The following is a 23,445-nucleotide window of genomic DNA, read 5'->3' as shown; positions in this document are numbered from 1 at the left end:
GGACATAAACCATGGCAGAAATTAGCCGAGTCAAGCTGTTTGGGAAATTAAACCGGGTCTGTTACAAAGCCATAGAGGGGGCGACGGTGTTTTGCAAGCTGCGCGGCAATCCCTATGTCGAACTGGTGCATTGGCTGAGCCAGTTATTGCAGTTGCCCGATTCGGATTTGCATAGATTGATTAAGCATTACAGTCTCGATTCGTCGGTGATTGCCAGGGACGTCACTAATTCCCTGGACCGCTTGCCGCGCGGTTCCACGGCAATTTCCGATTTTTCGCCGCACATTGAAGAGAGCGTCGAACGCGGCTGGGTTTATGGCACCTTGATGTTCGGCGAAAGTCAGGTTCGCAGTGGACATTTGCTGGTGGGTTTGTTGAAAACCAAATCGCTGCGCAATGAATTGCTGGGTATCTCCAAGGAGTTCGAAAAAATCAAACCGGATTTGCTTTCCGACGAATTGGCCGGGGTGACAGCCGGTTCGCCGGAGGACGGATTGTCGGCAACCGACGGTTTTCAAGGCGGAGCTGCGCCGGGCGAAGCCAGCGGCGCTATTGCACCGGCGGCGATGGGCAAGCAGGAAGCATTGAAACAATTTACCGTCGATCTCACCGAGCAGGCCCGCAACGGCAAGATCGATCCTATCGTCGGCCGCGACGAAGAAATCAGGCAGGTTATCGACATTTTGATGCGCCGCCGGCAAAACAACCCCATTCTGACCGGCGAGGCCGGGGTCGGTAAAACCGCCGTGGTGGAAGGCTTTGCGTTAAAGATAGTGGCTGGCGACGTGCCGCCTTCGCTGCGCGATGTGACCTTGCGTACCCTGGATGTGGGTTTGCTGCAAGCCGGTGCCAGTATGAAAGGCGAATTCGAGAACCGCTTGCGGCAAGTCATCGAAGAAGTGCAGTCTTCTCCCAAACCGATCATTTTGTTTATCGACGAAGCGCATACTTTGGTCGGCGCCGGTGGCGCAGCAGGTACCGGCGATGCCGCCAATCTATTAAAACCGGCGCTGGCGCGGGGCCAATTGCGCACCGTGGCTGCCACCACCTGGGCCGAATATAAAAAACATATCGAAAAAGACCCGGCTTTGACCCGCCGCTTCCAGGTGGTGCAGGTGCTGGAACCCAGCGAAGAGAAAGCGATTCGGATGATGCGCGGCGTCGTGACGGTACAGGAAAAGCATCATCAAGTGCTGATTCTGGACGAAGCGTTGGAAGCTGCGGTCAAGCTGTCGCATCGTTACATTCCTGCTCGGCAGTTGCCTGATAAGGCTGTCAGTTTGTTAGACACAGCTTGCGCGCGAGTCGGCATCAGTCAACATGCGGTGCCGGCGGAAGTCGACGATTGCCGTAAGCGCATCGAAGCCTTGGAAACCGAATTAGCGATCATCGGCCGGGAAAAGGCGGTAGGTGTCGAAGTAAGTGCCCGCGAACAATTGGCTAACGAGAAACTCGACGCGGAAAAGCTACGTCTGGCGGAACTGGATGTGCGTTGGAACGCCGAGAAAGAGTTGGTCGGTAAAATCCTGGACTTGCGTGCCAAACTCAGGGCGGCGGGCCATGCCGTGGACAATCCCGCGCCAGCGGCTGATGCAACGGAACAGCAGCAAGCCGGCGCGGAAGCCGTGGATCGTGAAGCATTACTCGGCGAATTGAAAACCTTGCAAACCCAGTTGCATGAGCAACAAGGCGAGTCGCCTCTGATTCTGCCGACCGTCGATCAACAAGCGGTCGGCGCGGTGGTGCAGGATTGGACCGGCATTCCGGTCGGACGGATGGTGAAAAACGAAATCGAAACCGTGTTGAAACTGCCGGATTTGTTGGAACAGCGCATCATCGGCCAACGCCACGCGCTGGAAATGATCGCCAAGCGGATTCAGACTTCCCGCGCCGGCCTCGACAATCCCAACAAGCCGATCGGCGTATTCATGCTGGCCGGTACTTCTGGCGTCGGCAAGACCGAAACCGCGCTGGCGCTGGCGGAAACCCTGTATGGCGGCGAGCAAAATGTCATCACCATCAACATGAGCGAATACCAGGAAGCGCATACCGTTTCCACGCTGAAAGGCGCGCCTCCGGGTTACGTCGGTTACGGCGAGGGCGGCGTACTGACCGAAGCCGTGCGACGCAGGCCCTATAGCGTGGTGTTATTGGACGAAGTGGAAAAAGCCCACCCTGACGTGCACGAGATCTTTTTCCAGGTCTTCGACAAAGGCTGGATGGAAGACGGCGAAGGTCGGGTGATCGATTTTAAAAATACGCTGATTTTGCTGACCACCAATGCCGGTACCGACTTGATCGCCGGATTGTGTGCCGACCCGGAACTGATGCCGGAACCGGAAGGCATCGCCAAGGCCTTGCGCGAGCCCTTGTTAAAAGTATTCCCGCCGGCTCTGCTGGGCCGTTTGGTGGTGATTCCTTACTATCCTTTGACTGACGAAATGATAGGTGCCATCGCCAGATTGCAATTGGGCCGCATTAAAAAACGCATCGCCGAAAGCCACAAGGTTCCGTTCAGTTACGACGACGAGGTGATCAAACTGATCGCCAGCCGTTGCACCGAACTGGAAAGCGGCGGCCGGATGATAGACGGGATCTTGACCAACACCGTATTGCCGCGAATCAGCGAAGAATTCTTAATCCGAATGATGGAAGGCAAGCCGATCAAGCGGGTGCATGTCAATGTCACGGATGGGGATTTTGGGTATGGGTTTGAGTAGTAATGCAGTGAGGGTGCGGCTCGAAACGAAATCGAGTCCGACGCAATTATTCGTTCTTTTTCGTTTTTAAATTATCTCTGGAATAGGTGGTTGAATATGAACGGTACAGTGAAGAAGAGCTCCGAACAATGGGGATGGGGTGTTTGCGGCTTTGTCTCAGTGTTGAGCGCGTTGCAGGACAATAAAGTGATCGATCTCGGTCACTACATACCAGACTCAAGGGAACACCGAGATCTGATTATTTCTCTTGTGAAAGACTTCTTGCGGCAACTCCAGAATGACAAGCCCTGCATCGCCAAGGAAATCGAGACTTTTACCCAGACATTCGGGGGAGACTTCGCAACTCAGACATTACAAGGGTTCCTTCAGCATGATCACTGATGCGGCCCGGCACAAAATGAAAAAATTGGCATCGCCATGACTCCGGACGGCGTGGTTGAGTTTCTGCACTACATCAAACAGGCTGCCGGGCGTCTCGATAGTCCAACGAGCGGAACTGGTGGCTCATGCATCATGGGGCTGGGGAAGAAAGACAGCACCCGTTGGAAAGGTTTGCGACATTGGGTCTACTACAAGTCAGACGCAGAAGTTTACACATGGGGAGACGTGCACACGCTTCAAGAATTGAAAGGGGGGCTTCCGGATATTTTATACAAAATTGCTTTTTAATTTGTGTCACAACGGAGACTTAGTCCGCGTAGGGCGGAACCGTACTTGGGTTCCGGCGGGTGGCATGGGGCCAACTTGGCCTTTGGTTGTCGCGGGGTTGTTTGGTGGGAGGTTCGTGCGACTATTTCCACAGGCTTGGCAAACGCCCATTAGGTTCTTATGTTACATGCCGGCAGCCTTGTAGGGTGCGCACCGCGCACCTATTAATGAAGAAGCAAACGAAAAACATAACGCCGAAAGCCACAAAGTGCCGTTCAGTTATGACGACGAAGTCATCAAACTGATCGCCGGCCGCCGCATCGAACTGTAAAGCGGCGGCCGGATGATAGATGCGATCCTGACAAATACCGTATTGCCGCGAATCAGCGAGGAGTTCTTAATCCGAATGATGGAAGGCAAGCCGATCGAGCGGGTGCATGTCAATGTCACGGATGGGGAGTTCGGGTATGGGTTTGAGTAGAGTCTAAGTAGATTATAAAAAGTGTTTTGGTTGATATTTATTATTAATTAAGTCATTTGAAATACTGGTTAAATTAAATTGGTTTTTCAAATTATTGTTGGGGGTAGGTATGGGGGATGCTAATTTAATTGGTATTTGGACTCATGATAATCATGGTAATTTACTTGATTCATTGGACGTGAGGTTGCAGCGTTTCAATCGCGTCTTGGATATGTTCGGTGCTGTTGTAAAAAGAGATAGTGCTTCGCTTTCGGATGGCAATCATGTTCAAGCGATTTTCGTGGCCCCTGAGTATTATTTTTCAGGGCCTGGTAAAACGCCAATTTCGGCAGCGGATCATGATAATACGCTTAGGCAATTGATGCAGTTAAGTACCAAATACCCAAATGTGTTGATTGTGCCGGGCACTATATATTACAGCCGTGATTTATCTGACGAAAAAGAAAGGCAGCGCTGGTTGAACGATTTGACGAAGGCCAAGAAAACCGCAAGAGACATCAAGAGAAGCGAAATCATAGATCAGGACATTCGGCTCGGCTCAAACAATAAAATTGTGCCTAAGCTAAATCAAGTTCATGTTAACGTTATGGTTGGAAAACCCATCCGAGTTTTAAATAACGCTTACATGCTTCGCAACGGTCAGATATTGTTTTTTTATGAAAAAACAGCGGATTTTTTAGAGGCACGAGGTGCGACGCCGGATAAGCAGATATTTATACCTGGCAATAGATCGGGCGATGCGCAAACTTGGGGTAGCCAGTTTTCTCTGAAGTTCGGGCTTGAAATATGTTTCGATCATTGTGTCGGTGTGTTAAAGCGGCATAATATTCCAGAATTGAATTATCATATTGTGGTGTCGGATTGGGTTAATACCGCGACAGCAAATTTCGCCATGGCAAATAAGGGATACTTTATTCATGCCTCAACCAACTATAATCAAAGTTCTATTTATTATAATTCGAATGGAACTGTTTTTAATTTAACTAACGATCGTGCTTATTGGAAATATCATAGTATTTTGGGTGGCGACAGCTATTTAGATTTTTACTCAATAGTGCCCCCTCCTCTGATTAAGTGATTGTTAACAACACAATTACCCGAGCGCAATATTTCGGGGATAACGTTCATGTCGCTCTAAACAAACAGTCATGGCAGAGATTACGCAGCGGTTACCCTTCGCCTTGAAAAGAATTTTGGCGGCCAGCCTTAGCGACTGCCTGACACCTTGGAGTTGCTTACTGGAAATTTATACTTCGGCTATGCTGGGTTTTTAATCGCCGCAGTGCGGCGCTGATATTACAGCTTGGTATGGCTGGACGAAGTTGAAAAGGCGTATCACGATGACCAGGAACTCTTGTGCCAGGTGTTCGACAAGGGTTGGATTGAAGATGGCGAAGGCCGGGGGGATCGATTTTAATAACACCCGGATTTTGCTGACTGCCAATGCCCGGCACCGGAATGATCTTGGGCCTATGCCCCTCCCCCGAACTGATGCCTGAGCCGGAAGGCATCGCCAAAGCCCCGCGCGAGCTGTTGCTAACAGTTCTTCCGCCCGCCCAGTTACGCCAACTGGCGGTGAGATCCTTACTATCCATTAAAGACGAAATGATAGGTGCCATCGCCACCGTTGCAACGAATTGAAAAGTTGCGGCCGGATATAATAGACGCGATCCTGATCAATACTGTATTGCCGTGAATCAGCGAGGAGTTTTTCGATCAGGATGATGGAAGGCAAAACGACAGAGCGGGTGTGTCAATAATGCAGTTACTATCACCCTAAAATGGTAATTTCCTCTAATATATCAATAATTTTCCAAGTATTGAAAATTATTGATAGTGTTTTTTCAAAGTTTTAGGCATGGAATATATATGCCTGCTCCCGTCTGTTCTTTTCAGGTGAAGGACGCCTTACGTCTTTTTGCCCAGTTCTTATTTTTCAGATTATTCTCATGTTTGACTGTTTGTAATAATTCGGAAAAAGCAGCTTTTGCTTTTCTTTCAATTGCCAATATACGGCAATAGCCTCCAAACGTTCCCAGGATACGATATTTCGTATTGCAAACGAAATATCGTATTGAAAACATTCAATATTAGGTCTCTTGCAGTTCGATTTTCTTGGATGTGATTGCGTAAAGAATATGCTAATCAAGCGCTTAGTTGTTTTTTAATGGATGAGTAATGAGTGGCACAAAAATTGATTACTAAATAAAGTATAGGCATTAGGGATGGGAATGGGTTGTGAACCCTATATAGAGGGCGGTTTCAAAGTCGAAGTACGACGCTACGATATTAATTAATGATATTAGATCTGGTTTTAGAGGTATGTAATTTTTAATTTCATGTCTTTTATTTTATATTAAAGTTACGGTTTTCTTGAGGATGTTGATATGACGGAAATAACAAGCGAAGAAAATGCCAAGGAAAGAATTAAGAAAATATTTGGAGATATTAAGGATATTGATTCGTATGCAAAAATAGCCTATTTTCTGAGTCAAGATAAAGAAGTTGTTACAGGTCTTAATAATGTTTCTGCAGATTTATGGGATGTCTATCTGGCGCAAAATGGATATTCTAGGTCTGGGGACAAGGCGTATGCCAGACCTCAAAATGCTCCGGAACAAAAGGGAAACCGATTTACACGAGCAATTCTTGAGTATGCGATAAACTTTGGATTTAGCTGCCAAAAAAATGTAGTGTTTACCGGGCCACTAACTTCAAATGATTTTCTAAAGTATGTCAAAGATGGGATTTTATGGAAGGATACATTTGCACCGGAACACGGTGAGTTTTCGCACAGTTTTCAATGGTTGGCAGCTGGGCGCGAAATATCTGCATTAGCAAAGCAGGACATAGCCCGGTTGTACAAAGGTTCGGCGGATATAATGAACATAGTTGATGTTCATTCCCGTGTCGAAGGTAACTGGACGGTACTTACTAAGGGGAAAGTGCCTTTATGGGCTTGGCTCGTTGATTGTTTTCCTGCAAAAACTGTTAGAAGTACGACGAAAATCGATCCGCTATTGAATATAGCGAGTGATAGTTGCAGAACTCCAAATAATATTACTAAAAAGGTACAAGGATTGGGTAATAATAGTTTTATTGCTCATTATGTGAGTTATCGCCAGAATGTGAAATTACATAATGCGAATGAATCAGGAAAAAGTGCTGATGTTTTAGAAATGAGAGATGGGAAAGAAGTTAAAAAACCCATTCAATACATTAAATCTCATCAAACAAATATGTATGAGAAAAAAAGTCAGAATGATAAAACTGGTTGGAAAGCTATAGGTAGTAGTGAGAAAGTTTGCACAGTAGCTAAACCAGATGAAAATAAAGAAGTACATCGAGCCTTTGAGAGGCAAACAAGTGATAGTAAATACACTGGAAAGATCGTGGGGGCGTGGACTATGAAGCAGGTTGAGTTTCATGGTAAGAAGGGATATGTTCCCGGTCATATATTTCAATTCGATTTGGCGAAATAATATTGTTGCTTATCTGCGTTTTGGAAATTTAGGCTAGACTGGTTAGCTCGAGTAATCAACTTTATGGCATTGGCGGATAGTTAGGCTTAGATGCTAAATATTAAATCTACAGTGAATTTTATGTTTCTTAACCAATTGGATAAACTGCTTTTCGAAAAACCCCTGGAATTTATGAAGCGCTATGCCGTTTCCCCGCCCGACGCCGCGGGAATGCAAACTGTGCCGGATCCAACTCGTCTAAATTTCGAGGGCATGCCTATGAATAAGACGGTTCCAGTACAGCCGGTGAGTTCATCGCCGCTGTGGGATGATACGACAGGGCTGGTCACTCAGGGACCAAAAAATTTTACGGCTATCCGTGTCACAGGCTGTGGCGTGGTGCACATCAATGTAGTTAATGTGGATAGGGACAAGCCTGGAGCCAAGACTTTTGACGTCTCGCCCATTGCCTCTCAAAGCCGAGTGCCGATACATTTTCTGCCTTGGAACAGTGGTTCATTAGTGGATATGAAACTACAGGATGTTGGGGCGGATTTGGATAATCCGGATAACCCCAGGATTTTTTTTACAGCCGCGCTGAGCGGTTGCAGTGTGTTTGTGGATGGTCACCCCGCGCGGCCGCGGATTGTCCATGCAGGTATTACTGGCAAGTTGGCCGTTGATGCGAAAGGCTTCTGGGAGGAAAGGTTGTTGGAGCTAGCTAAGCTGAGAGGGCAGCCGATAGACGACCATTTGAGATCGATCGACAAAAGCCGATATGTCGACACGATTTGGGGCATTGCATATAAAAATTGGCTGGAAAGTACCTATAAGGACTCGTTAACCATACAGGAAGTTAAAGAGTGGGCGAGTGTTTTCGGGATACGCTATGGCAGATTGTGGTCGTTTTATTTGCAGAAAAATGCCACTGTCAGCACCATTAGGTTGGTAAAAAAGTCCGAAGTTAGTACGCAACGGGATTCATCCGGTGTCAGGAAACATATACACACGGCGAGTAATCTTCACGTTGAAAAGCATGCTAAAGGTACTGGACTCATAGATCGCCATCGTAGCGTCTACCTGCTTAAACAATCTTATGCGCGGCCTATCATGATAGAAGAATTCTATCCTAATGCTTCGGGGCAAGGTGAAGCGAAAATTTCTGTCGAGGATAAATATTGCGCATTATTTTGAACCGAAGCGTTTTACGGCGAATTGTGATTTTTTTATAAAAACCTTTCCGTTCTTGACTATTAATTGTATTGCACATCCTGGCTAACAAATGTCCATCGAAGATGAAGTGTCAGAACAAGAAGTCGATCTGGATTATGCTCTGGGCGCAGCGATCAGGTTGCACCAAAGCGGTCAAGTTAATGACGCGGAAGCGGTTTATCGAACCATCCTTGACCAATTTCCAAAATGTCCGGAGGCCTTGCATTTTTTGGGGCTATTGAAACATCAGCAGGGTGACAGTGATGCCGCCATTCAGTTGATCGGTCAAGCGCTCGCCGAAGCGCCGCAATATTTCGATGCCTACAATAATCTGGGTAATATTTACATCAAGCTGGAGCAATTCACACAAGCCGCCGATGCATACTGCGAAGCTTTAAGGTTAAACCCGGCCAATGCCGAGACTTACGCTAACTTGGGCGTCGCCTATAAAAAGCAAGGCGACTTTGCGAGAGCGGCGGAAGCCTACAGACAGGTATTGGGGTTGCAGCCATATAACGCTGAAAACTATGAAAAGCTGTGTTTAATGCTGTATTTGCAGGGTAATTTAGAGGAAGCGATTGTGCTGGTCAAACAGTGGCTGGAACATGACCCTGACAATTCGCTGGCCCTGCACCGCTGGTCTTCCTACACCGGCGAGTTGTCGGAAACCAGAGCCTCGGATGACTATATTCGTAAGACATTCGACAGCTTTTCGGACAGTTTCGATATGGTGCTCAAGGGGCTTGAGTATAAAGCGCCGTTTTTGGTGGCCGACGCAGTTAAGGATATTTATCGAACAAGCCCGCAGGCTTTGACTATGCTTGATGCTGGTTGCGGAACAGGGCTGTGCGGGCCTCTTCTACAGCCCTATGCCAAACAAATAGTCGGCGTGGATTTGTCGGCCGGCATGTTGGCAAAGGCTGAGAAACGCGGCTGTTACGATGAATTGATTCAGTCCGAATTGACCGCATTTATCCAGGCCTATCCCGCCGGCTATGATGTCATCGTTTCGGCGGATACTCTGGTTTACTTTGGCGATCTGGCCGTGGTGGCAAAAGCCGTAGCCGGCGCATTGCGTCCAGGCGGACATTTCGTTTTTACGGTGGAGCGATCGGAACAGCCACTGGCACAAGGGTACCGGATACATCCGCACGGCAGATTTAGTCATACAGAGGACTATCTGCATTGGGTAATCAACTTGGCCGGTTTGACAATAAAAAGTCTTGATAAAGTGATGCTGCGTTATGAGGTGGCTACCCAGGTAGATGGGATTTTAGTCGTCGCTTATCGTAGTTGAAATCGGTACAGCCGAATGCGATAGCCGGGAACTGGGAGATGCCGACCCAAATCAGCATAAAAGCAGGTTTGGAGTGGGATTGAGTCGACTCTGTGCCTATGGATTTCGGTTACGCAGAGGTTTTCGGCGCGCCGGGTAGCTACGTTTTTTGATTTTCCACGCTCAATTTAGGCAAAACAGATGACTGTCGAACAAGAATTAACCGAAGATACTGTGGAACTGGAATATGCCTTGGCGGCGGCGATTAGACTGCATCAAACCGGGCAATTGGATGAAGCCGAAGCCTTGTACCGGCTTATTCTCGACCAATTTCCAAAATGTGCGGAAGCCCTGCATTTTTTCGGTTTGTTGCTGCATCAACAGGGCGATAGCGATGCGGCCATCAAATCGATTGAGCAGGCGTTGGCTGAAGCGCCGCAATATTCGGATGCCTACAATAATTTGGGCAATATTTACAACAAACTTGAGCGATTTGAACAAGCCGCGGATGCTTATAGTAAGGCGCTGGATTTAAACTCGGATAACGCAGCGGCCTATAGTAACTTTGGCATCGTTTTAGGGCATTTGTCTCGATTCGACGAAGCGGTTGAGGCGTTTTCCATAGCGGTAACCTTAAAGCCTGAGAACCCCGAGTTTTACCGGAACTTAGGCAATGTGTTTAAAAAGCAGGGCGACTTTGCAAAGTCAGCGGCCGCCTATCGGCAAGTATTGAATTTAAAGCCCTATAACGCCGAAAATTATGAAAATTTATGCGTGGTGTTGTATTTACAAGGCAACGTCGACGAGGCGATTCTGCTGGTAAAACAGTGGTTGGAGTATGACCCGGAAAATCCGCTGGCATTGCATCGCTTGGAGTCGTACACCGGCGAATTATCGTTGCCTCGAGCCTCTGACGAATATATCTGCAAGACTTTCGATGGCTTTTCCGATAGTTTTGATATGGTGCTGAAGGGGCTTGAGTACAAAGCGCCGTTTTTGGTGGCAGATGCGGTGAAGGACATCCATCGCAAAGCCGAAAACGTGTTGGATATTCTCGATGCCGGCTGTGGAACGGGTCTTTGCGGCCCGTTGCTGAAACCCTATGCCGGTACCATAAGCGGTGTGGATTTGTCCGGCAAAATGCTGGAAAAGGCCGAAAAGCGCGGCTGTTACGATGGATTAACCCAGTCGGAATTGACGGCATTTATCCAGCAGCATCCGCGTAGTTACGATGTGATAGTCTCTGCCGATACTTTGGTGTATTTCGGCGATCTTGAACCGGTGTGCAAGGCTGCGGTGGAAGCATTGCATCCCGGTGGTCATTTTGTGTTTACCGTCGAGCGCAATGAAAAACCGATTGCGGATGGATACACGATACACCCGCATGGACGTTTCAGTCATACTGAGAACTACCTGCGTAGCGTGATAAAATCGGCCGGGCTGCAGTTGAAAACACTCGATAAAGTTATGTTGCGTTATGAGGCTGGGGAACCGGTAAATGGCTTTTTGGTGGTGGCTAATAGCGAGTTGCATCGATAACGTAAAAAGAAAAATGGGGAACATATGGTTGGCGCGGCGTCTTTAACTAAAGTTTCAATCCCTAAAGCTCTGGCTATATGCCGGGATATTCAATTGGAGCCGGAAGCCTTGAAGTGTCTGGAGCCGGACCCTGAACCCGCCCAGTTTTTAAATGCCTTGGTGGCTCAACAGCTATTTCCCGACGCCGTGCGCTTTTTAGCGCGGGCCCTGCCCAAGCGCGAAGCGACTTGGTGGGCTTGTTTGTGCGCGCGCAGTGCCATCGACTCGACGAGTAAGCCCGAGGTTGTCAAGGCGTTGGAAGCGGCGGAGCAGTGGGTTTACAAACCCACCGAACCGAACCGCCGGCTTGCCAATAACGCCGCCCATGTCGCATCCTTTGAAAATGCCGCGGCCTGGGCAGCGATGGCGGCATTTTGGAGTGACGGCAGCATGGCGCCGGAAGATGCGCCATCCGTACCGCCGGCCGACAATTTAACGTCCAAGGCAGTGGCCGGCGCGGTCATGTTGGCGGCGGTGTTGAAACAGCCGGAAAAAGCCAAAGACAAATACCTGTTCTTTATCGAACAGGGCATCGACATCGCCAACGGCGGCAACGGCCGGGTTTGGCAGCCGGCTTAAGCAGGAGTAAACCATGGGCCAACCCGCCGCACGTATTACCGATATGCATGTTTGTCCGATGACCACAGGTCCGGTGCCGCATGTCGGTGGCCCGATATTGCCGCCGGGGGCGCCAACGGTGTTGATCGGTAATATGCCGGCCGCCCGCGCCACCGATATGGCAACTTGCGTTGGTCCGCCCGATACTATCGCAATGGGGTCGACGACAGTGCTGATCGGTAATATGCCGGCCGCCAGAATGGGCGATACCTGTGCGCACGGCGGCACAATTGTGGTCGGTTTTCCTACCGTACTGATTGGTTAAACATTCTCAAACATGCCGGCTAAAAGCTCGATATAGGACTAAACCATGGCTTACTCTCAAGATAATCGCGTTGCTTCCGTTACCGCACCGGCGGATGCGGGGCCGTTATTGCTTTATCGGATGACCGGTACGGAGCAACTCAGCCGCTTGTTCGAGTACGAATTGGAGCTGCTGAGCGAGAGCAATAGCGTCAATCTCCAGGGCTTGCTGGGCAAGGACATGACAGTCAAGCTGGAGCTGGCGGACGGCGAGTTCCGCTATTTCAACGGTCTGGTCACGCGGGTTAGCCAGTTCGGCATGCTGGGTAATCTCTATTATTACCGAGCCACCCTGCATCCCAAGATCTGGCTGTTGACCCGAGCCAACAATTGTCGAATCTCCCAATCGACTTCGGTTCCCGATATTGTGAAAGATGTCCTGTCCCGACACGGCTATACCGATGTGGACGATAGTTCGCTCGGCACTTACGCTACTCGAGAATACTGCGTGCAATATCGGGAAACCGATTTCAATTTCATCAGCCGTTTGCTGGAGGAAGAGGGCATCTATTATTACTTCAAACATAGCGAATCCGGCCATAGCATGGTGCTATGCGACAGTTTGGCCGCGCACGACGATGTCCCGGGGAGTGCCAATATTAAATATTATCCGATGGTCAATCAGGAGCAACGCGAGGAAGAAAATATCTACGAGTGGAGCCTAAGCCAGACTATCCAATCCGGCGCTTACCGCTTAAACGAATTCGATTTCGAAGCGCCTAGCGCGGACCTAAAAACCGAAGCGACTATCGCGGCCGAGCACGATCAGGCGGATAAGGAAGTTTACGATTATCCCGGCGAGTATAAGGAACGCGGCGAGGGCAGTCGCCTTGCCAATATCCGGATGGAGGAATTACGTGCCGAATTCGAACGGATTTCCGCGCGCGGTAATGTGCGCCGCCTGGCGACGGGGAGCAAGTTTACACTGACCGATTATCCGCGCGAAGATCAGAACCGGCAGTATCTGGCGGTGTCTACCCAGTTTCAGATTCAAAACAACGGTTACGAGTCTAATGGCATCGCCAATAGCATTCAAGAGTACCAATGCGCGTATACCGTCATCGCTACCGAATATGTATTTCGGCCTCCGCGCCTGAGTCGGGTCCCGATCGTACAAGGCGTACAAACCGCGATCGTCGTGGGCAGAAGCGGCGAAGAAATCACCACAGATGAATATGGTCGGGTCAAGGTGCAGTTTCACTGGGACAGAGTTGGGGCCAAAGACGAGAATAGTTCCTGCTGGGTGCGTGTCGCGCAAATTTGGGCCGGCAAAAACTGGGGAGGGATGTTCATTCCTCGCGTCGGCCAGGAAGTGATCGTCGATTTTCTGGAAGGCAATCCCGATTATCCGATCATCACCGGGCGGGTTTATAACGCCGAGCAAATGCCGCCCTACGACTTGGATGCCAATAAGACCCAAAGCGGTATCAAAACCCGCAGTACCCCGGACGGCGCGACCGACAATTTCAATGAGATTCGCTTCGAAGACAAAAAGGGTGAAGAAGAAGTCTATATGCACGCCGAGAAAAACTTCACGCGAATTGTCGAGAATAACGATGTGCAGAAAATCGGCTTCGAGAAAAAGGACGCCGGCGACCAGACTGTCGATATCTACAACAACCGGACGGTGACGCTCGATCAAGGCACCGACAAGTTGACGGTCAAGACCGGTGATCACACCGTGGAAATTGATAAAGGTAACGATAGTTTAACGGTCAGCCAAGGGAACCGGACGATCAAGGTTAATTCCGGCAGCATCTCCGAGGAAGCCGGGCAGTCTATAGAGTTGAAGGTTGGTTCCAACAGCATCAAAATAGACCAAAGCGGAGTCACTATCAAAGGCATGATGGTCAAAATCCAGGCAGACACTCAAGCGGAATTCAAAGGCTTGCAAACCGCTGTTAGCGGCGACGGGATGTTGACGCTGAAAGGCGGCCTGGTGCAGATAAATTAACGATTGGCCGCCCATGTCGGATCTAAAAAACTCGCCGTATAAAACTGCCGACGGCGTGATAAGTCACCCCGGCGCGCCCAGGGGCGGTGGCGGATCGGGCGGCGGCAGTGCTGTCGGTTCCCCGCTGGCGGATAGGGTGTTGACCAATGGTTTAATTCATCCCGACGCACCGGCGGCATCGGCGTGGTCGCCGCAACAAATCGCCGATCCGAGCCTGTACCAACGCGCCAAATGCATCTATCAAGTACTGGATCAGACCGAAGAGTTATGGCCGGCGGCGGTCTTCGAGGAAACCGGTTATCAACTGAAAGGCGTCTTGCAAAGCCTGATACCGGGCTTGCTGCAAATGCTGGCGCTGGTGGGGCTGAGTACGGTCGGCGGTGCGGCTGTCGGCGGCGGGATAGGCGCGTTGTTCGGCGGTGTTGGCGCCGTACCCGGCGCGGTAGTGGGCGCGCAGCTGGGCGCCGAACTCAGTACGGCCATTTTAACCTGGTTGGGACTGGGCTTTCTAATCGTCGCCATCGGCGACGGCCTGGGCGAGCTAACCTTTATGGTGTCCGACGCCTTCAGTATCGCCTGGCACGCCGCCGAAAACCCACAAGACAAAAAACTGCGCGTCAATCAGGCGGCCCGCGAGTTGGCACGAGCCATCGCGGTATTGGTCCGGCTTATTCTGCATGGCATCGTCGCCTACGTCTTAAAAAACGCCGGTATGGCAAGCGCCCGCGCCGGCGTATCCACGGCACGCACCACGGCCACGGCCGGTGTCAAAGCCACCGCCGAAACCAGTGTGGCGGAAGTGGCGGGATTAATCCGCAAAAGCAAATTACCCGATGAATTTGCCTTGTGGCTGGAGAAGAACTGGGATGATTTGACGCGGAATCCCAAGTTGATGCGGAAAACCGTATCACAAGCCACCAAGAATGAGTCTGGACCGACTAGCACGCCTTCACAATTGAAAGCTGAAATGGAACGGCAAAAACGTGTTGCCAATAGCGAGGAATCAACTAGCTCAGATTCTGTAAAACCGAAGAAAAAAACAAACGCAGAAAAAGGTGTATTTGGTGAAGCAAAAGCCGATGAATACATGGAAAATAAGGGCTTCAAAAAACTTAATGGGAATTTGGTTAAGGATGGTGATCGTCCAAAGGGAAGGGGGATTGATGGGATTTGGGAAAACACAAATCCACCACCAGATTATGTGATTACTGAAGCAAAATATGGGTCATCAAATCTGAATACGCTTAAAGATGGGACTAAGCAAATGAGTCCGGAGTGGATAGATGCTAGGCTTGATCGTGAGGTTGGGCCGACGACAGCGGCAAAAATTAGAGACGCTGATTTGGATGGCTCTGTCGAGCGTTGGGTTTTGAAAGTGGATGAGCCTGGAAACGTAACAAAAACAATCTTATTGGATGGAGAACCTTAATGGGTAGGCTAGATAATTTGATGAGCGAAGAATATTTTTTTGAAAGAAATGCATATCTGGAGAAGCGAATTCCGGAAATGGAGCAGAAACTAGCAGCCTCTAATGCTCCTCTACAGAAGAAAATGACGTATCAGTATTCTTTATTTCGAGAAACCTATCAACATTTGTTGATTCGTTATTCGTTGGGAGATGATTTTTTAAAATTGGATGTTTACTTTGGACGCATTCTGAGCGCGTTGGAAAAATACAGAAATATTGCCGTCGAAGTTGCCAAGCCTGGCCAGTATACCTTTCCTAAATTTTCTGAACTTGAAGATTATGTGGTTTCAATGTGGCTAATTTCCTTGGCGATTGCTTTAAATGTTGACGAGACGAAATTCATTCGTCTAATTAATTGTATTGGGAATATTGGGAAAGACGCGCTTTTTGAGCGGCTTGTTGCCACTAGGGTTAAAAGCAGACCAATAGCTTCTACCTTGGTATTCCCGGAAATATATCAATCGCTTTATGAGGCAATTGATGCGACGGAGCCGGAAAGAAGTAAATTGGTCTGTCAATTCCTAACTGGATGGTACGAAAATATGAAGCCGACGTATTGGTATGATTGTCACAAGGGACCGGAAGGAGGTGGATTTTTTGGTTATTGGGCGTTGGAAGTCGCTGGAGTTGTGAAAGCGTTTGATATTGACGATAGCGCTTTTTGTGATTTTGCACATTATCCTGGATTCAATTAGATATTTATCTATTCAACAAGTCATCGTTTCAGGTAAAAGCCTATGCCAACTCAAAAAATCGTTGTACTTAATCTCAACAATTATAGTTTCCTATCGCTTCGTGCAAAAGAAACCATCGATTTGTAGAGTAAGGCATGGGTAATATAGATTTGTTCCAGGCTATCCGTTTAAATGATGAGAATGCATTTTACTCAGAGATTGACCATGTGGATGTAAATCAAGTTAATGAAAATGGTCAAAATATGTTGTATGAAGCCGCGGCATATAACAATTTTCCTTTTGCAAAGGAGCTAATTAAAAGAAACATAGATGTCAATCATCGCGATATGAAATCTCAGGCACCGTTACATTATGCAGCAAATTATAGGGTCTTGGATATAGCTGAGTTGATTCTAAATAGTGGTGGTTCATTGAATGTTGAGGATGATTATGGAAATCAGCCAACGTGGACAGCCGTTTTTAGCGCTAGAGGGAATTATGAAATTGTAAACTGTTTTTTAAAATTTAAGCCCGATATAAGACATAAAAATAGGGCAGGTAGAAGTCCTTTGGATTTTGCAAATCAAATAAACGATCGGCAGTTAGTAACTATTCTAGTTTCTGTTGATACTTCGTCTTGATATTTTGAGTACAAAAAGGCAGTCTTTAGAAGACTTTGATAATTTTTTGATGGTGATGGACGATCAACTAAAAGCTCTTCAAGAAGAGGCGAGAAGGAGGCACTTGATTCTCGATTTTTCACTTGATGACCTTGAACGTTTAGAAAAACTGTTTGATTTAATGAATGATGGGGTTGATAACGATACCCGCTCGAGTTTGATCGTTTCATTCGGTAGGCATCTTGGTGAGGTGGTTCGTGAGAATTATGGTGGCAGATGGGTGGTGCCGCTGGATGATGAAAAAAACATTAATTTCAATAAGCCTGTCATCATCGGGCATACAAAAATTGAGGGTCTTGAGTTTGCACCGCTAACGGTGATGCGAGCATATTCACTCCGTAAAAAGCCAGGAACATTGCGGCGAGCAGTCGAGGCCGACGTTAACCCTCAAACGCTTGATCTAAGTGAACTGATCGAAAACTAACGCCCAACAGGCCTGGGATATATATTGAACGTAGTGGCCGATGTGCCTAGGTCAAAGTATCGCAAGTCGCTATTTTTCGTAGTGCAGGAAATCCGATAAGCGAAATGTTTGTGCAACTGCGCCACCACTTTGAATGACCGGCGGACGGCGGCATCACACGTTTTAGTTACGATTTGATCGGCGTGTCCGATGCGCTGGGTTTTAGCCAGCGCGTCAAGTACGACAAACAAGGCAATCCGCCCGAGCTGATCGAATACTGACATTGATTTCTTGAAAGAGAAAGCGTTTCCGGTATATCTGCGGAAATGAGGTGGGCTGGAAATGACTCGGTGGCGGTGCTATTTTGTGAGTTGATGTGTCGATTAGTCAATATTTGGCAGAGTATATACCTAACTATTTAAAGGGAAGATCAGATGTTGTTACCCAGATTGTTGCCGATTTTGTTCACTTCGCTGCTGGTTTCATGTGCCGAGGTGCCAGAGCAACCCGCGCCACCGCCCCCGACAGTTGTCGAGTTGACCCTAAATAGCGCTACCTCAATCAACCCTGATGCCGACGGCAAAGCGTCGCCGGTGGTGTTACGAATTTACGAGTTGCGGGAGCAGAGCGGTTTTAACGGTGCCGATTTTTTTGCCATATACGATAAAGAGCAGGCTACTTTGGGCGCGGATTTGGTACGTAAGCAAGAGTTGGTGTTAAAACCCGGCGAGAATAAAACCTTGCGGATCGAGCCGGCTGCGGATACCCGAATATTGGGTTTTTTTGCGGCTTTTCGTAAACTGGACAATGCCGGTTGGCGCACGTTGACAGAGTTGAAGGCGCATCAGAGCAATGCGGTTTTACTGAAGATTGATGCGAATAATTTAACCGTCAGCAATACGCCGACCGAGCTTGCACCCGCGGCACCTAAGGCAGAATAGCTGGCGATGCTAAACACAAAGTTTGCGGGACTATCGGTTGATGAACCGTTAGTTCCCGATCGTTTTAAGCGCTTAAAATTACGGTGCGACCAGCACGAACGCGATTACTGTCCAAATCTCAGTTTTGGTTTTTAAAGGCGCGTTGTGCCACAGGATTTTCAACTTATTTTTCAGGGTTTGCGAGCTGTCTTCGGCGGCGTGGATGCGTTTCAGAGCGCCTTTTAGCGCCTGACTTTCCTGCTGACGCCTCAAAAACCCAATTGCCTTGATGAATGACATCAAGGCAATGAGGGGGAGGGTTACGCTGCGATACCGTTATGTCTGAGCAAAGCGTCGATGTTGGGTTCGCGGCCGCGGAAGTTTTTGAACAATGTCATGGCGTCGCTGCTGCCACCTTGTTCCAGGATATTGTGTAGGAATGATTCGCCAGTGGTTTGGTCGAAAATGCCTTTTTCCTCGAACAAGGAAAAAGCATCCGCCGACAACACTTCCGCCCATTTGTAGCTGTAATACCCGGCCGCGTAACCGCCGGCGAAAATATGCGAAAAGCTGTGAGCGAAGCGATTGAATTCGGGCACCTTAACCACGGCGACTTGATCGCGGACTTGTTTGAGGACGCTATAGATCTGGCCGCCTTTGGCGGGGTCGTAATGCTGGTGCATCTTGAAATCGAACAAACTAAATTCCAATTGTCTTACCATCATCATGCCGGCCTGGAAGTTTTTCGCGGCCAACATCTTGTCGTACAAGGCATCCGGTAACGGCTCGCCGGTTTGATAATGGCCGGAGATCAGGCCCAGCGCTTCTTTTTCCCAGCACCAGTTTTCCATGAATTGGCTAGGCAGTTCCACCGCGTCCCATTCGACGCCGTTGATACCGGACACGCCGAGATGGTCGATCTGGGTCAGCATATGGTGCAGGCCGTGGCCGAACTCGTGGAACAGGGTTTCCACTTCGTCGTGAGTCAGCAGCGCCGGATCGTTGCCTGTCGGCGGGGTAAAATTGCAAGTCAGATAAGCCACCGGCGTTTGCAATTCGCCGCCGACTTTTTTACGGCAGACACAGTCGTCCATCCAGGCGCCGCCGCGTTTTTTGGCGCGGGCGTATAAGTCCAGGAAGAAGCGGCCGCGCAATTGGCCGTTCTTGTCCAAAATCCGGTAAAAGCGGGCGTCGGGGTGCCAGGTATCGAAGTCTTTGATTTCACTGATTTGCAAACCGTAGAGTTTTTCGACGATCGCAAACAGGCCGGGTATGACTTTGTTGTCGGGGAAATAGGCTTTCACTTCTTCTTGCGAGAGCTGATAAAAATGTTGGCGCATTTTTTCCGAGTAATAGCCAATGTCCCAGGCTTGCAAGTCGTTCAGGCCATGTTCGGCGGCGGCAAATTCTTTTAGCTCGGTCAAATCCCGCCGGGCCTGACGCCAGGATTTATCTGCCAGATCTTCCAGAAATTTCACCACATCGTCCGTGGATTTTGCCATCTTGGTGGCCAGCGAATATTCGGCATAGTTGTTAAAGCCCAATAGATTGGCTTTTTCGTGGCGTAGCGCCAGGATTTGTTCCATCAGTTCGGAATTATCCCATTGACCGGCGTTCGGACCTTGATCCGAGGCGCGGGTGCAGAATGCTTCGTAATGCTCGCGGCGCAGTTCGCGGTTATCGGCATAGGTCATCACCGCCAGATAGGATGGAAATTGCAGATTGATCAGCCAGCCGTCTTTGCCTTCGGCTTCGGCGGCTTGTTTGGCTAACGCAAGAGACGATTCGGGTAGGCCGGCCAAGTCTTCGATATGGGTTATCTGTTTGTGCCAGGCGTTGGTGGCATCTAAAAGATTCTCTTCGTATTGGCTGGCCAGTTTCGATAATTGTTGGTTGATCTCTTTATACCGAGCCTGTTGTTCGGGCGGCAAGTCCACGCCGGATAAATGAAAGTCGCGCAATGCGTTGTTGACGATTTTTTGCTGAGCGTGGTCTAGTTCAGAAAATTCGGCGCTGTCGCGGATCGCGTGATAAGCCTCATACAATGCCCGATTCTGGCCGGTTTCGGTGGCGTATTCGCTGAGTTTTCCCAAACAGGCGTTGTAGGCATCGCGCATCGCTTCGCTGTTGACCACCGAATTCATATGGCTGACCGGCGACCAGGCTTTGTTCAAGCGGTCTTCGGCGGTTTCGATGGGTTCGATCAGATTTTGCCAAGTGTAAGGGCCGCCGGTTTGCAATTGCCGATCTATGGTTTGCCGTGCTTCCGTCAGCAATTGGCTGATGGCCGGTTCGACGTGTTCGGGTAGGATTTTAGAAAATTGCGGTAGTTCGGTGTTTTCTAGCAAGGGATTGGTCATGTCGTTAGCCAGTCAAGGATGAGTGTAGGAATTTCAGAACAACAGCTGCATAGCCGCATTGACGCGGGCTTGGGCTTTTTGCAATACCATCAGCGAGAAGTCCGGATTGAGTTTGCCGCTGATGAGTTTGCTGTATGCGGGGATCGAATTGATATAAGGCAAATCGCGCGCGTTGCCGGAGCCGAAATAGCTGTGCAGTTTGGCCAGAATTACTATATCGGTCATCGTCAGTTCCGGGCCGCTGTCGTATAGCCAGTTTTCGGAATGATGCGGAATATTGCCGAGTTGTTCGGGAAAGCCCAGCGTATGCAGTACCAGTGCTCCAACCGGGCCGCGCAAATAGGGTAAGGCGGTTTGCAATTCCTGGAAGCTGGGGCCGCCGTCCGGGAATTGTTCGGCAAAATGCAGCAAAGGGATAGCGCCGATATCGGCAATCAAGCCGCCCAAAAGAGCGTCTTCCGGGTTAATTCTGCTGCACTCCTGAGCCAAGACAAAACTCAAGCTGGATACATACAGGCTGTTTTTCCATAGAGTCTGCATGCCCTTCATCAGCGCCGGGTCGGTACAACTAAAAAGCTGTTTCATGCTGATCCCCATCACCAGATTGCGAGTGGCATTCAGACCGATGCGAACTACGGCGTCATGACAATTGTTGATTTGGGTTTCCGTGGCATACAGCGGGCTATTCGCCACTTGAATCAATTTGGCGACGATGGGCGGGTCGAGCTGGATGATTTCCACTGCGCCGTGGATGCCAATGTCTTTTTGTATCGCGTCTTTCAGTTTTAGTGCGACATCGGGTAGCGATGGCAGACGCAGCTTGTTTTCCCGATAGGCCTGGGCGAAACTGTTAAAGAAGCGGCTGCCGTTAATTGGGGCAGGTAATTGAATGTCGATCAATTCCACGCAATCCGCACTTTCCTGGCTTTTATCCGCCCACAGGCGATTGAGCTCGATGGGGATTTCCAATATTCGTACATCGGTTAATGCGGTGGCGGTGGCTCCGCAACGCTTGCCGCTGTTTAAAGGCAGGTTGGCTAGCGAGGAATCGGCAGCGATTTGGTAGCTGTTTTCGCTATCCGGCTGCATCGCCAATTGGCCTGCCAATAAATAAAATACGCTGTCGGTTTGTTGTCCCAATGCAAAAATGACCGCGTCCTTGGCATAGGACAAGACAAGGTGCGGCAGGGCGGCCAAGCTGGCGTCGTCAAGGTCGCGTAACGGGGCGAATTTTCGTAACTGCGCCAATGTGAGAGATTGCCGGGTCGCAGCTAACGGCGGCGTCACGATCTCGCTAATTGCCCGGCTGGCTTGGTTTTCCGCGGTGGACGCTATTGCACCGTGATTCCGCAGTTTGTGGTCGGTATTTTTTTCCAGCAGTTTGGAAAGCCAGTTCATTTTATGTCCTGAAAAAACTTATAGCCTCGGCAATTTGTTGTTTGGCGTCCTGCAGCGCTTTCAGCGACATATCCGGCGTTAATGCGCTATCGTCCAGTTTTTGAAATGCGGGTAAGGTATTAAGCGGCGGCAGTTTTTGTGTATTTGCGCTGCCCAGCTGGGCGTGGAATTTTGCCAACAAAACCACGTCGTGTAACTGCAGGCCTTGGCCGTCGTCGTAATACCAGTGACAAGTATTCAACGGAATTTGCTGGAAGCTTTCCGGGAAATGCCACTTTTTCAAGATATGCGAACCCAACAAGCCGTGTAGGCAGTCGATACTGGTGTTTAATTCCTGCTCAGTGTACCGTGAAATATCGATGCCTTCGGCAAATGTGACGATAGGTAGCGCGCCGATATTGTGAATCAGGCCCGCCAACAAGGCTTCGTCGGCGTTTACTTTCCGAGTCAGGCCGGCAAGCGTATGGCTGAGGCTGGCGATCTGAATGCTTTGTCTCCAGAGGTTCTGAATGATATTGTTGAGTTGCCTGTTACGGCTTCTGAACAGCTGGTGCAGGCTAATGCTGGTCACCAGGTTTTGCGTGGTTTTGAAGCCTAGCCGGTTGACCGCGTCGTGACTGCTGGTAATTGGGTTGTTGCCTCGGTAAATCGGGCTGTTGGCTACCTGAATCAGTTTTGAAGAAATGACTGGATCCAGGTTAAGAATTTTTACAGCATCGGCAATGCTGATGTCTTTTTGTAAGGCGCTACGTAAGCGTAACGCGACATCCGGCAGGCTGGGCACATGCAGATTATCCGCGCGAAAGGCGTCGCAAAAACTGTCGAAAAAAAAGCTGCCGCGCAACGCGGGGGGAATGCTTTCGGAATTGATCAGCGGATTATTGATCGGTTTACTGCTGCGCTGCAGATTGGAGAGTGGCATGTAGATCACTTGCGTCGGCGATTTGGCAATCGCGCTGAAGGCGTGCTCCCCAGAGGTCGCTAGCGGATAAAATGCTTTAAAGGTATCGGCTTCTACGGTGTACCCCGTGCCATTATTGGCTTCCAGGAATACGGCGCCGGTATAGAGATAGGTTAATTGCTCGGTTTCCGCGCCGCGATTGAAGATGATGTCGCCGGGGCTGAAGTTGCGCATGGTTACCGGAACCGCCAACAATTCCGCCGCCGGCAAGTCTCCAAGCGGGATAAGCTTGTGTAGATAGCTCAACGGCAGCTGGCTGACAGTAGAGTCTGGAATGCTGGTTTCGGCCGGGGCCTTGGTTTCGGTCTTTTTGCGAAAATTCCAGAACAT

General features: G+C 49.3%; 23 protein-coding genes. 19 read left to right on the top strand and 4 right to left on the bottom strand.

Translation table 11 applies throughout. The annotated features are described in order from the left end of the window. The first annotated feature begins 11 nt into the window (after window positions 1–11). The 19 genes from tssH to tssJ all read left to right on the top strand — a co-directional run bounded on the left by tssH (window position 12) and on the right by tssJ (window position 18,417). The gene (gene tssH, locus ACH50O_RS16430) at window positions 12–2,720 is read left to right on the top strand and encodes a type VI secretion system ATPase TssH (RefSeq protein ID WP_446808838.1); all 2,709 of its coding nucleotides are present in this window, start codon (window positions 12–14) and stop codon (window positions 2,718–2,720) included. Window positions 2,721–2,816: 96 nt separating this feature from the next. Beyond that, a complete protein-coding gene (locus tag ACH50O_RS16425) occupies window positions 2,817–3,101 on the top strand; it encodes a hypothetical protein (protein WP_446808837.1) in 285 nt (94 codons plus the stop codon). A gap of 36 nt (window positions 3,102–3,137) precedes the next feature. After that, window positions 3,138–3,389 carry a hypothetical protein gene (locus ACH50O_RS16420; RefSeq protein WP_446808836.1) on the top strand — a complete coding sequence of 84 codons (252 nt, stop codon included), beginning with the start codon at window positions 3,138–3,140 and terminating at the stop codon, window positions 3,387–3,389. Between the two features lie 322 nt (window positions 3,390–3,711). Continuing rightward, a complete protein-coding gene (locus ACH50O_RS16415) occupies window positions 3,712–3,849 on the top strand; it encodes a hypothetical protein (RefSeq protein WP_446808835.1) in 138 nt (45 codons plus the stop codon). Between the two features lie 109 nt (window positions 3,850–3,958). Further along, window positions 3,959–4,927: a hypothetical protein gene (locus tag ACH50O_RS16410; RefSeq protein ID WP_446808834.1), complete on the top strand. Its 969-nt coding sequence runs from the start codon at window positions 3,959–3,961 to the stop codon at window positions 4,925–4,927. Between the two features lie 225 nt (window positions 4,928–5,152). Then, window positions 5,153–5,266, top strand: a complete 114-nt coding sequence (locus ACH50O_RS16405; protein ID WP_446808833.1) for a hypothetical protein — start codon at window positions 5,153–5,155, stop codon at window positions 5,264–5,266. Window positions 5,267–5,292: 26 nt separating this feature from the next. Then, complete coding sequence (locus ACH50O_RS16400) at window positions 5,293–5,490, top strand: hypothetical protein (protein ID WP_446808832.1); 198 nt, start codon at window positions 5,293–5,295, stop codon at window positions 5,488–5,490. Between the two features lie 746 nt (window positions 5,491–6,236). Next, window positions 6,237–7,331, top strand: a complete 1,095-nt coding sequence (locus tag ACH50O_RS16395; protein WP_446808831.1) for a LirA/MavJ family T4SS effector — start codon at window positions 6,237–6,239, stop codon at window positions 7,329–7,331. Between the two features lie 90 nt (window positions 7,332–7,421). Beyond that, complete coding sequence (locus tag ACH50O_RS16390) at window positions 7,422–8,504, top strand: hypothetical protein (RefSeq protein WP_446808830.1); 1,083 nt, start codon at window positions 7,422–7,424, stop codon at window positions 8,502–8,504. A gap of 88 nt (window positions 8,505–8,592) precedes the next feature. Then, on the top strand, window positions 8,593–9,819 hold the full coding sequence (locus tag ACH50O_RS16385; protein ID WP_446808829.1) for a tetratricopeptide repeat protein: 1,227 nt from the start codon (window positions 8,593–8,595) through the stop codon (window positions 9,817–9,819). Between the two features lie 180 nt (window positions 9,820–9,999). Next, window positions 10,000–11,337 (top strand): tetratricopeptide repeat protein, encoded by a 1,338-nt coding sequence (locus ACH50O_RS16380; RefSeq protein WP_446808828.1) that lies wholly within the window; start codon window positions 10,000–10,002, stop codon window positions 11,335–11,337. A gap of 24 nt (window positions 11,338–11,361) precedes the next feature. Continuing rightward, a complete protein-coding gene (locus ACH50O_RS16375; RefSeq protein ID WP_446808827.1) occupies window positions 11,362–11,955 on the top strand; it encodes a DUF6931 family protein in 594 nt (197 codons plus the stop codon). A 13-nt stretch (window positions 11,956–11,968) separates the two neighbouring features. Then, complete coding sequence (locus ACH50O_RS16370; protein WP_446808826.1) at window positions 11,969–12,259, top strand: PAAR domain-containing protein; 291 nt, start codon at window positions 11,969–11,971, stop codon at window positions 12,257–12,259. Window positions 12,260–12,304: 45 nt separating this feature from the next. Continuing rightward, window positions 12,305–14,251: a type VI secretion system Vgr family protein gene (locus ACH50O_RS16365; protein WP_446808825.1), complete on the top strand. Its 1,947-nt coding sequence runs from the start codon at window positions 12,305–12,307 to the stop codon at window positions 14,249–14,251. Between the two features lie 13 nt (window positions 14,252–14,264). Further along, window positions 14,265–15,680 (top strand): DUF6861 domain-containing protein, encoded by a 1,416-nt coding sequence (locus ACH50O_RS16360; RefSeq protein ID WP_446808824.1) that lies wholly within the window; start codon window positions 14,265–14,267, stop codon window positions 15,678–15,680. 20 nt (window positions 15,681–15,700) lie between these two features. Continuing rightward, a complete protein-coding gene (locus ACH50O_RS16355; protein WP_446808823.1) occupies window positions 15,701–16,414 on the top strand; it encodes a PoNe immunity protein domain-containing protein in 714 nt (237 codons plus the stop codon). Between the two features lie 134 nt (window positions 16,415–16,548). Further along, a complete protein-coding gene (locus tag ACH50O_RS16350) occupies window positions 16,549–17,034 on the top strand; it encodes an ankyrin repeat domain-containing protein (RefSeq protein WP_446808822.1) in 486 nt (161 codons plus the stop codon). Beyond that, complete coding sequence (locus ACH50O_RS16345) at window positions 17,018–17,497, top strand: hypothetical protein (protein ID WP_446808821.1); 480 nt, start codon at window positions 17,018–17,020, stop codon at window positions 17,495–17,497. The genes ACH50O_RS16350 and ACH50O_RS16345 overlap by 17 nt, the downstream gene beginning before the upstream one ends. A gap of 413 nt (window positions 17,498–17,910) precedes the next feature. Continuing rightward, window positions 17,911–18,417, top strand: coding sequence for a type VI secretion system lipoprotein TssJ (gene tssJ / locus ACH50O_RS16340; protein WP_446808820.1), 507 nt, complete (start codon window positions 17,911–17,913; stop codon window positions 18,415–18,417). 78 nt (window positions 18,418–18,495) lie between these two features. Here the strand turns inward: tssJ and ACH50O_RS16335 are convergent, their stop codons facing one another. The 4 genes from ACH50O_RS16335 to ACH50O_RS16320 are packed head-to-tail and all read right to left on the bottom strand — an operon-like array spanning window position 18,496 to window position 23,445. After that, window positions 18,496–18,696 (bottom strand): hypothetical protein, encoded by a 201-nt coding sequence (locus ACH50O_RS16335; protein WP_446808819.1) that lies wholly within the window; start codon window positions 18,694–18,696, stop codon window positions 18,496–18,498. 20 nt (window positions 18,697–18,716) lie between these two features. Continuing rightward, window positions 18,717–20,756: an oligopeptidase A gene (gene prlC / locus ACH50O_RS16330; protein WP_446808818.1), complete on the bottom strand. Its 2,040-nt coding sequence runs from the start codon at window positions 20,754–20,756 to the stop codon at window positions 18,717–18,719. Between the two features lie 33 nt (window positions 20,757–20,789). Continuing rightward, window positions 20,790–22,154 (bottom strand): HDOD domain-containing protein, encoded by a 1,365-nt coding sequence (locus ACH50O_RS16325; protein ID WP_446808817.1) that lies wholly within the window; start codon window positions 22,152–22,154, stop codon window positions 20,790–20,792. A 1-nt stretch (window position 22,155) separates the two neighbouring features. Continuing rightward, window positions 22,156–23,445, bottom strand: coding sequence for an HDOD domain-containing protein (locus ACH50O_RS16320; RefSeq protein WP_446808816.1), 1,290 nt, complete (start codon window positions 23,443–23,445; stop codon window positions 22,156–22,158).

The sequence above is a fragment of the Methylomonas sp. 2BW1-5-20 genome (genome assembly GCF_052474515.1).
This window is presented reverse-complemented; position numbering and strand designations above follow the sequence as displayed.

What these genes read in the sequence shown, in the direction of transcription:
- ACH50O_RS16395 (WP_446808831.1), top strand. Translation starts at nt 6,237, where the DNA reads ATGACGGAAATAACAAGCGAAGAAAATGCCAAGGAAAGAATTAAGAAA.
- tssJ (WP_446808820.1), top strand. Translation starts at nt 17,911, where the DNA reads ATGTTGTTACCCAGATTGTTGCCGATTTTGTTCACTTCGCTGCTGGTT.
- ACH50O_RS16380 (WP_446808828.1), top strand. Translation starts at nt 10,000, where the DNA reads ATGACTGTCGAACAAGAATTAACCGAAGATACTGTGGAACTGGAATAT.
- ACH50O_RS16375 (WP_446808827.1), top strand. Translation starts at nt 11,362, where the DNA reads ATGGTTGGCGCGGCGTCTTTAACTAAAGTTTCAATCCCTAAAGCTCTG.
- ACH50O_RS16425 (WP_446808837.1), top strand. Translation starts at nt 2,817, where the DNA reads ATGAACGGTACAGTGAAGAAGAGCTCCGAACAATGGGGATGGGGTGTT.
- ACH50O_RS16410 (WP_446808834.1), top strand. Translation starts at nt 3,959, where the DNA reads ATGGGGGATGCTAATTTAATTGGTATTTGGACTCATGATAATCATGGT.
- prlC (WP_446808818.1), bottom strand. Translation starts at nt 20,756, where the DNA reads ATGACCAATCCCTTGCTAGAAAACACCGAACTACCGCAATTTTCTAAA.
- ACH50O_RS16415 (WP_446808835.1), top strand. Translation starts at nt 3,712, where the DNA reads ATGATAGATGCGATCCTGACAAATACCGTATTGCCGCGAATCAGCGAG.
- ACH50O_RS16365 (WP_446808825.1), top strand. Translation starts at nt 12,305, where the DNA reads ATGGCTTACTCTCAAGATAATCGCGTTGCTTCCGTTACCGCACCGGCG.
- ACH50O_RS16420 (WP_446808836.1), top strand. Translation starts at nt 3,138, where the DNA reads ATGACTCCGGACGGCGTGGTTGAGTTTCTGCACTACATCAAACAGGCT.
- ACH50O_RS16335 (WP_446808819.1), bottom strand. Translation starts at nt 18,696, where the DNA reads ATGTCATTCATCAAGGCAATTGGGTTTTTGAGGCGTCAGCAGGAAAGT.
- tssH (WP_446808838.1), top strand. Translation starts at nt 12, where the DNA reads ATGGCAGAAATTAGCCGAGTCAAGCTGTTTGGGAAATTAAACCGGGTC.
- ACH50O_RS16390 (WP_446808830.1), top strand. Translation starts at nt 7,422, where the DNA reads ATGCTAAATATTAAATCTACAGTGAATTTTATGTTTCTTAACCAATTG.
- ACH50O_RS16360 (WP_446808824.1), top strand. Translation starts at nt 14,265, where the DNA reads ATGTCGGATCTAAAAAACTCGCCGTATAAAACTGCCGACGGCGTGATA.
- ACH50O_RS16370 (WP_446808826.1), top strand. Translation starts at nt 11,969, where the DNA reads ATGGGCCAACCCGCCGCACGTATTACCGATATGCATGTTTGTCCGATG.
- ACH50O_RS16325 (WP_446808817.1), bottom strand. Translation starts at nt 22,154, where the DNA reads ATGAACTGGCTTTCCAAACTGCTGGAAAAAAATACCGACCACAAACTG.
- ACH50O_RS16400 (WP_446808832.1), top strand. Translation starts at nt 5,293, where the DNA reads ATGCCCGGCACCGGAATGATCTTGGGCCTATGCCCCTCCCCCGAACTG.
- ACH50O_RS16355 (WP_446808823.1), top strand. Translation starts at nt 15,701, where the DNA reads ATGAGCGAAGAATATTTTTTTGAAAGAAATGCATATCTGGAGAAGCGA.
- ACH50O_RS16350 (WP_446808822.1), top strand. Translation starts at nt 16,549, where the DNA reads ATGGGTAATATAGATTTGTTCCAGGCTATCCGTTTAAATGATGAGAAT.
- ACH50O_RS16385 (WP_446808829.1), top strand. Translation starts at nt 8,593, where the DNA reads ATGTCCATCGAAGATGAAGTGTCAGAACAAGAAGTCGATCTGGATTAT.
- ACH50O_RS16320 (WP_446808816.1), bottom strand. Translation starts at nt 23,445, where the DNA reads ATGTTCTGGAATTTTCGCAAAAAGACCGAAACCAAGGCCCCGGCCGAA.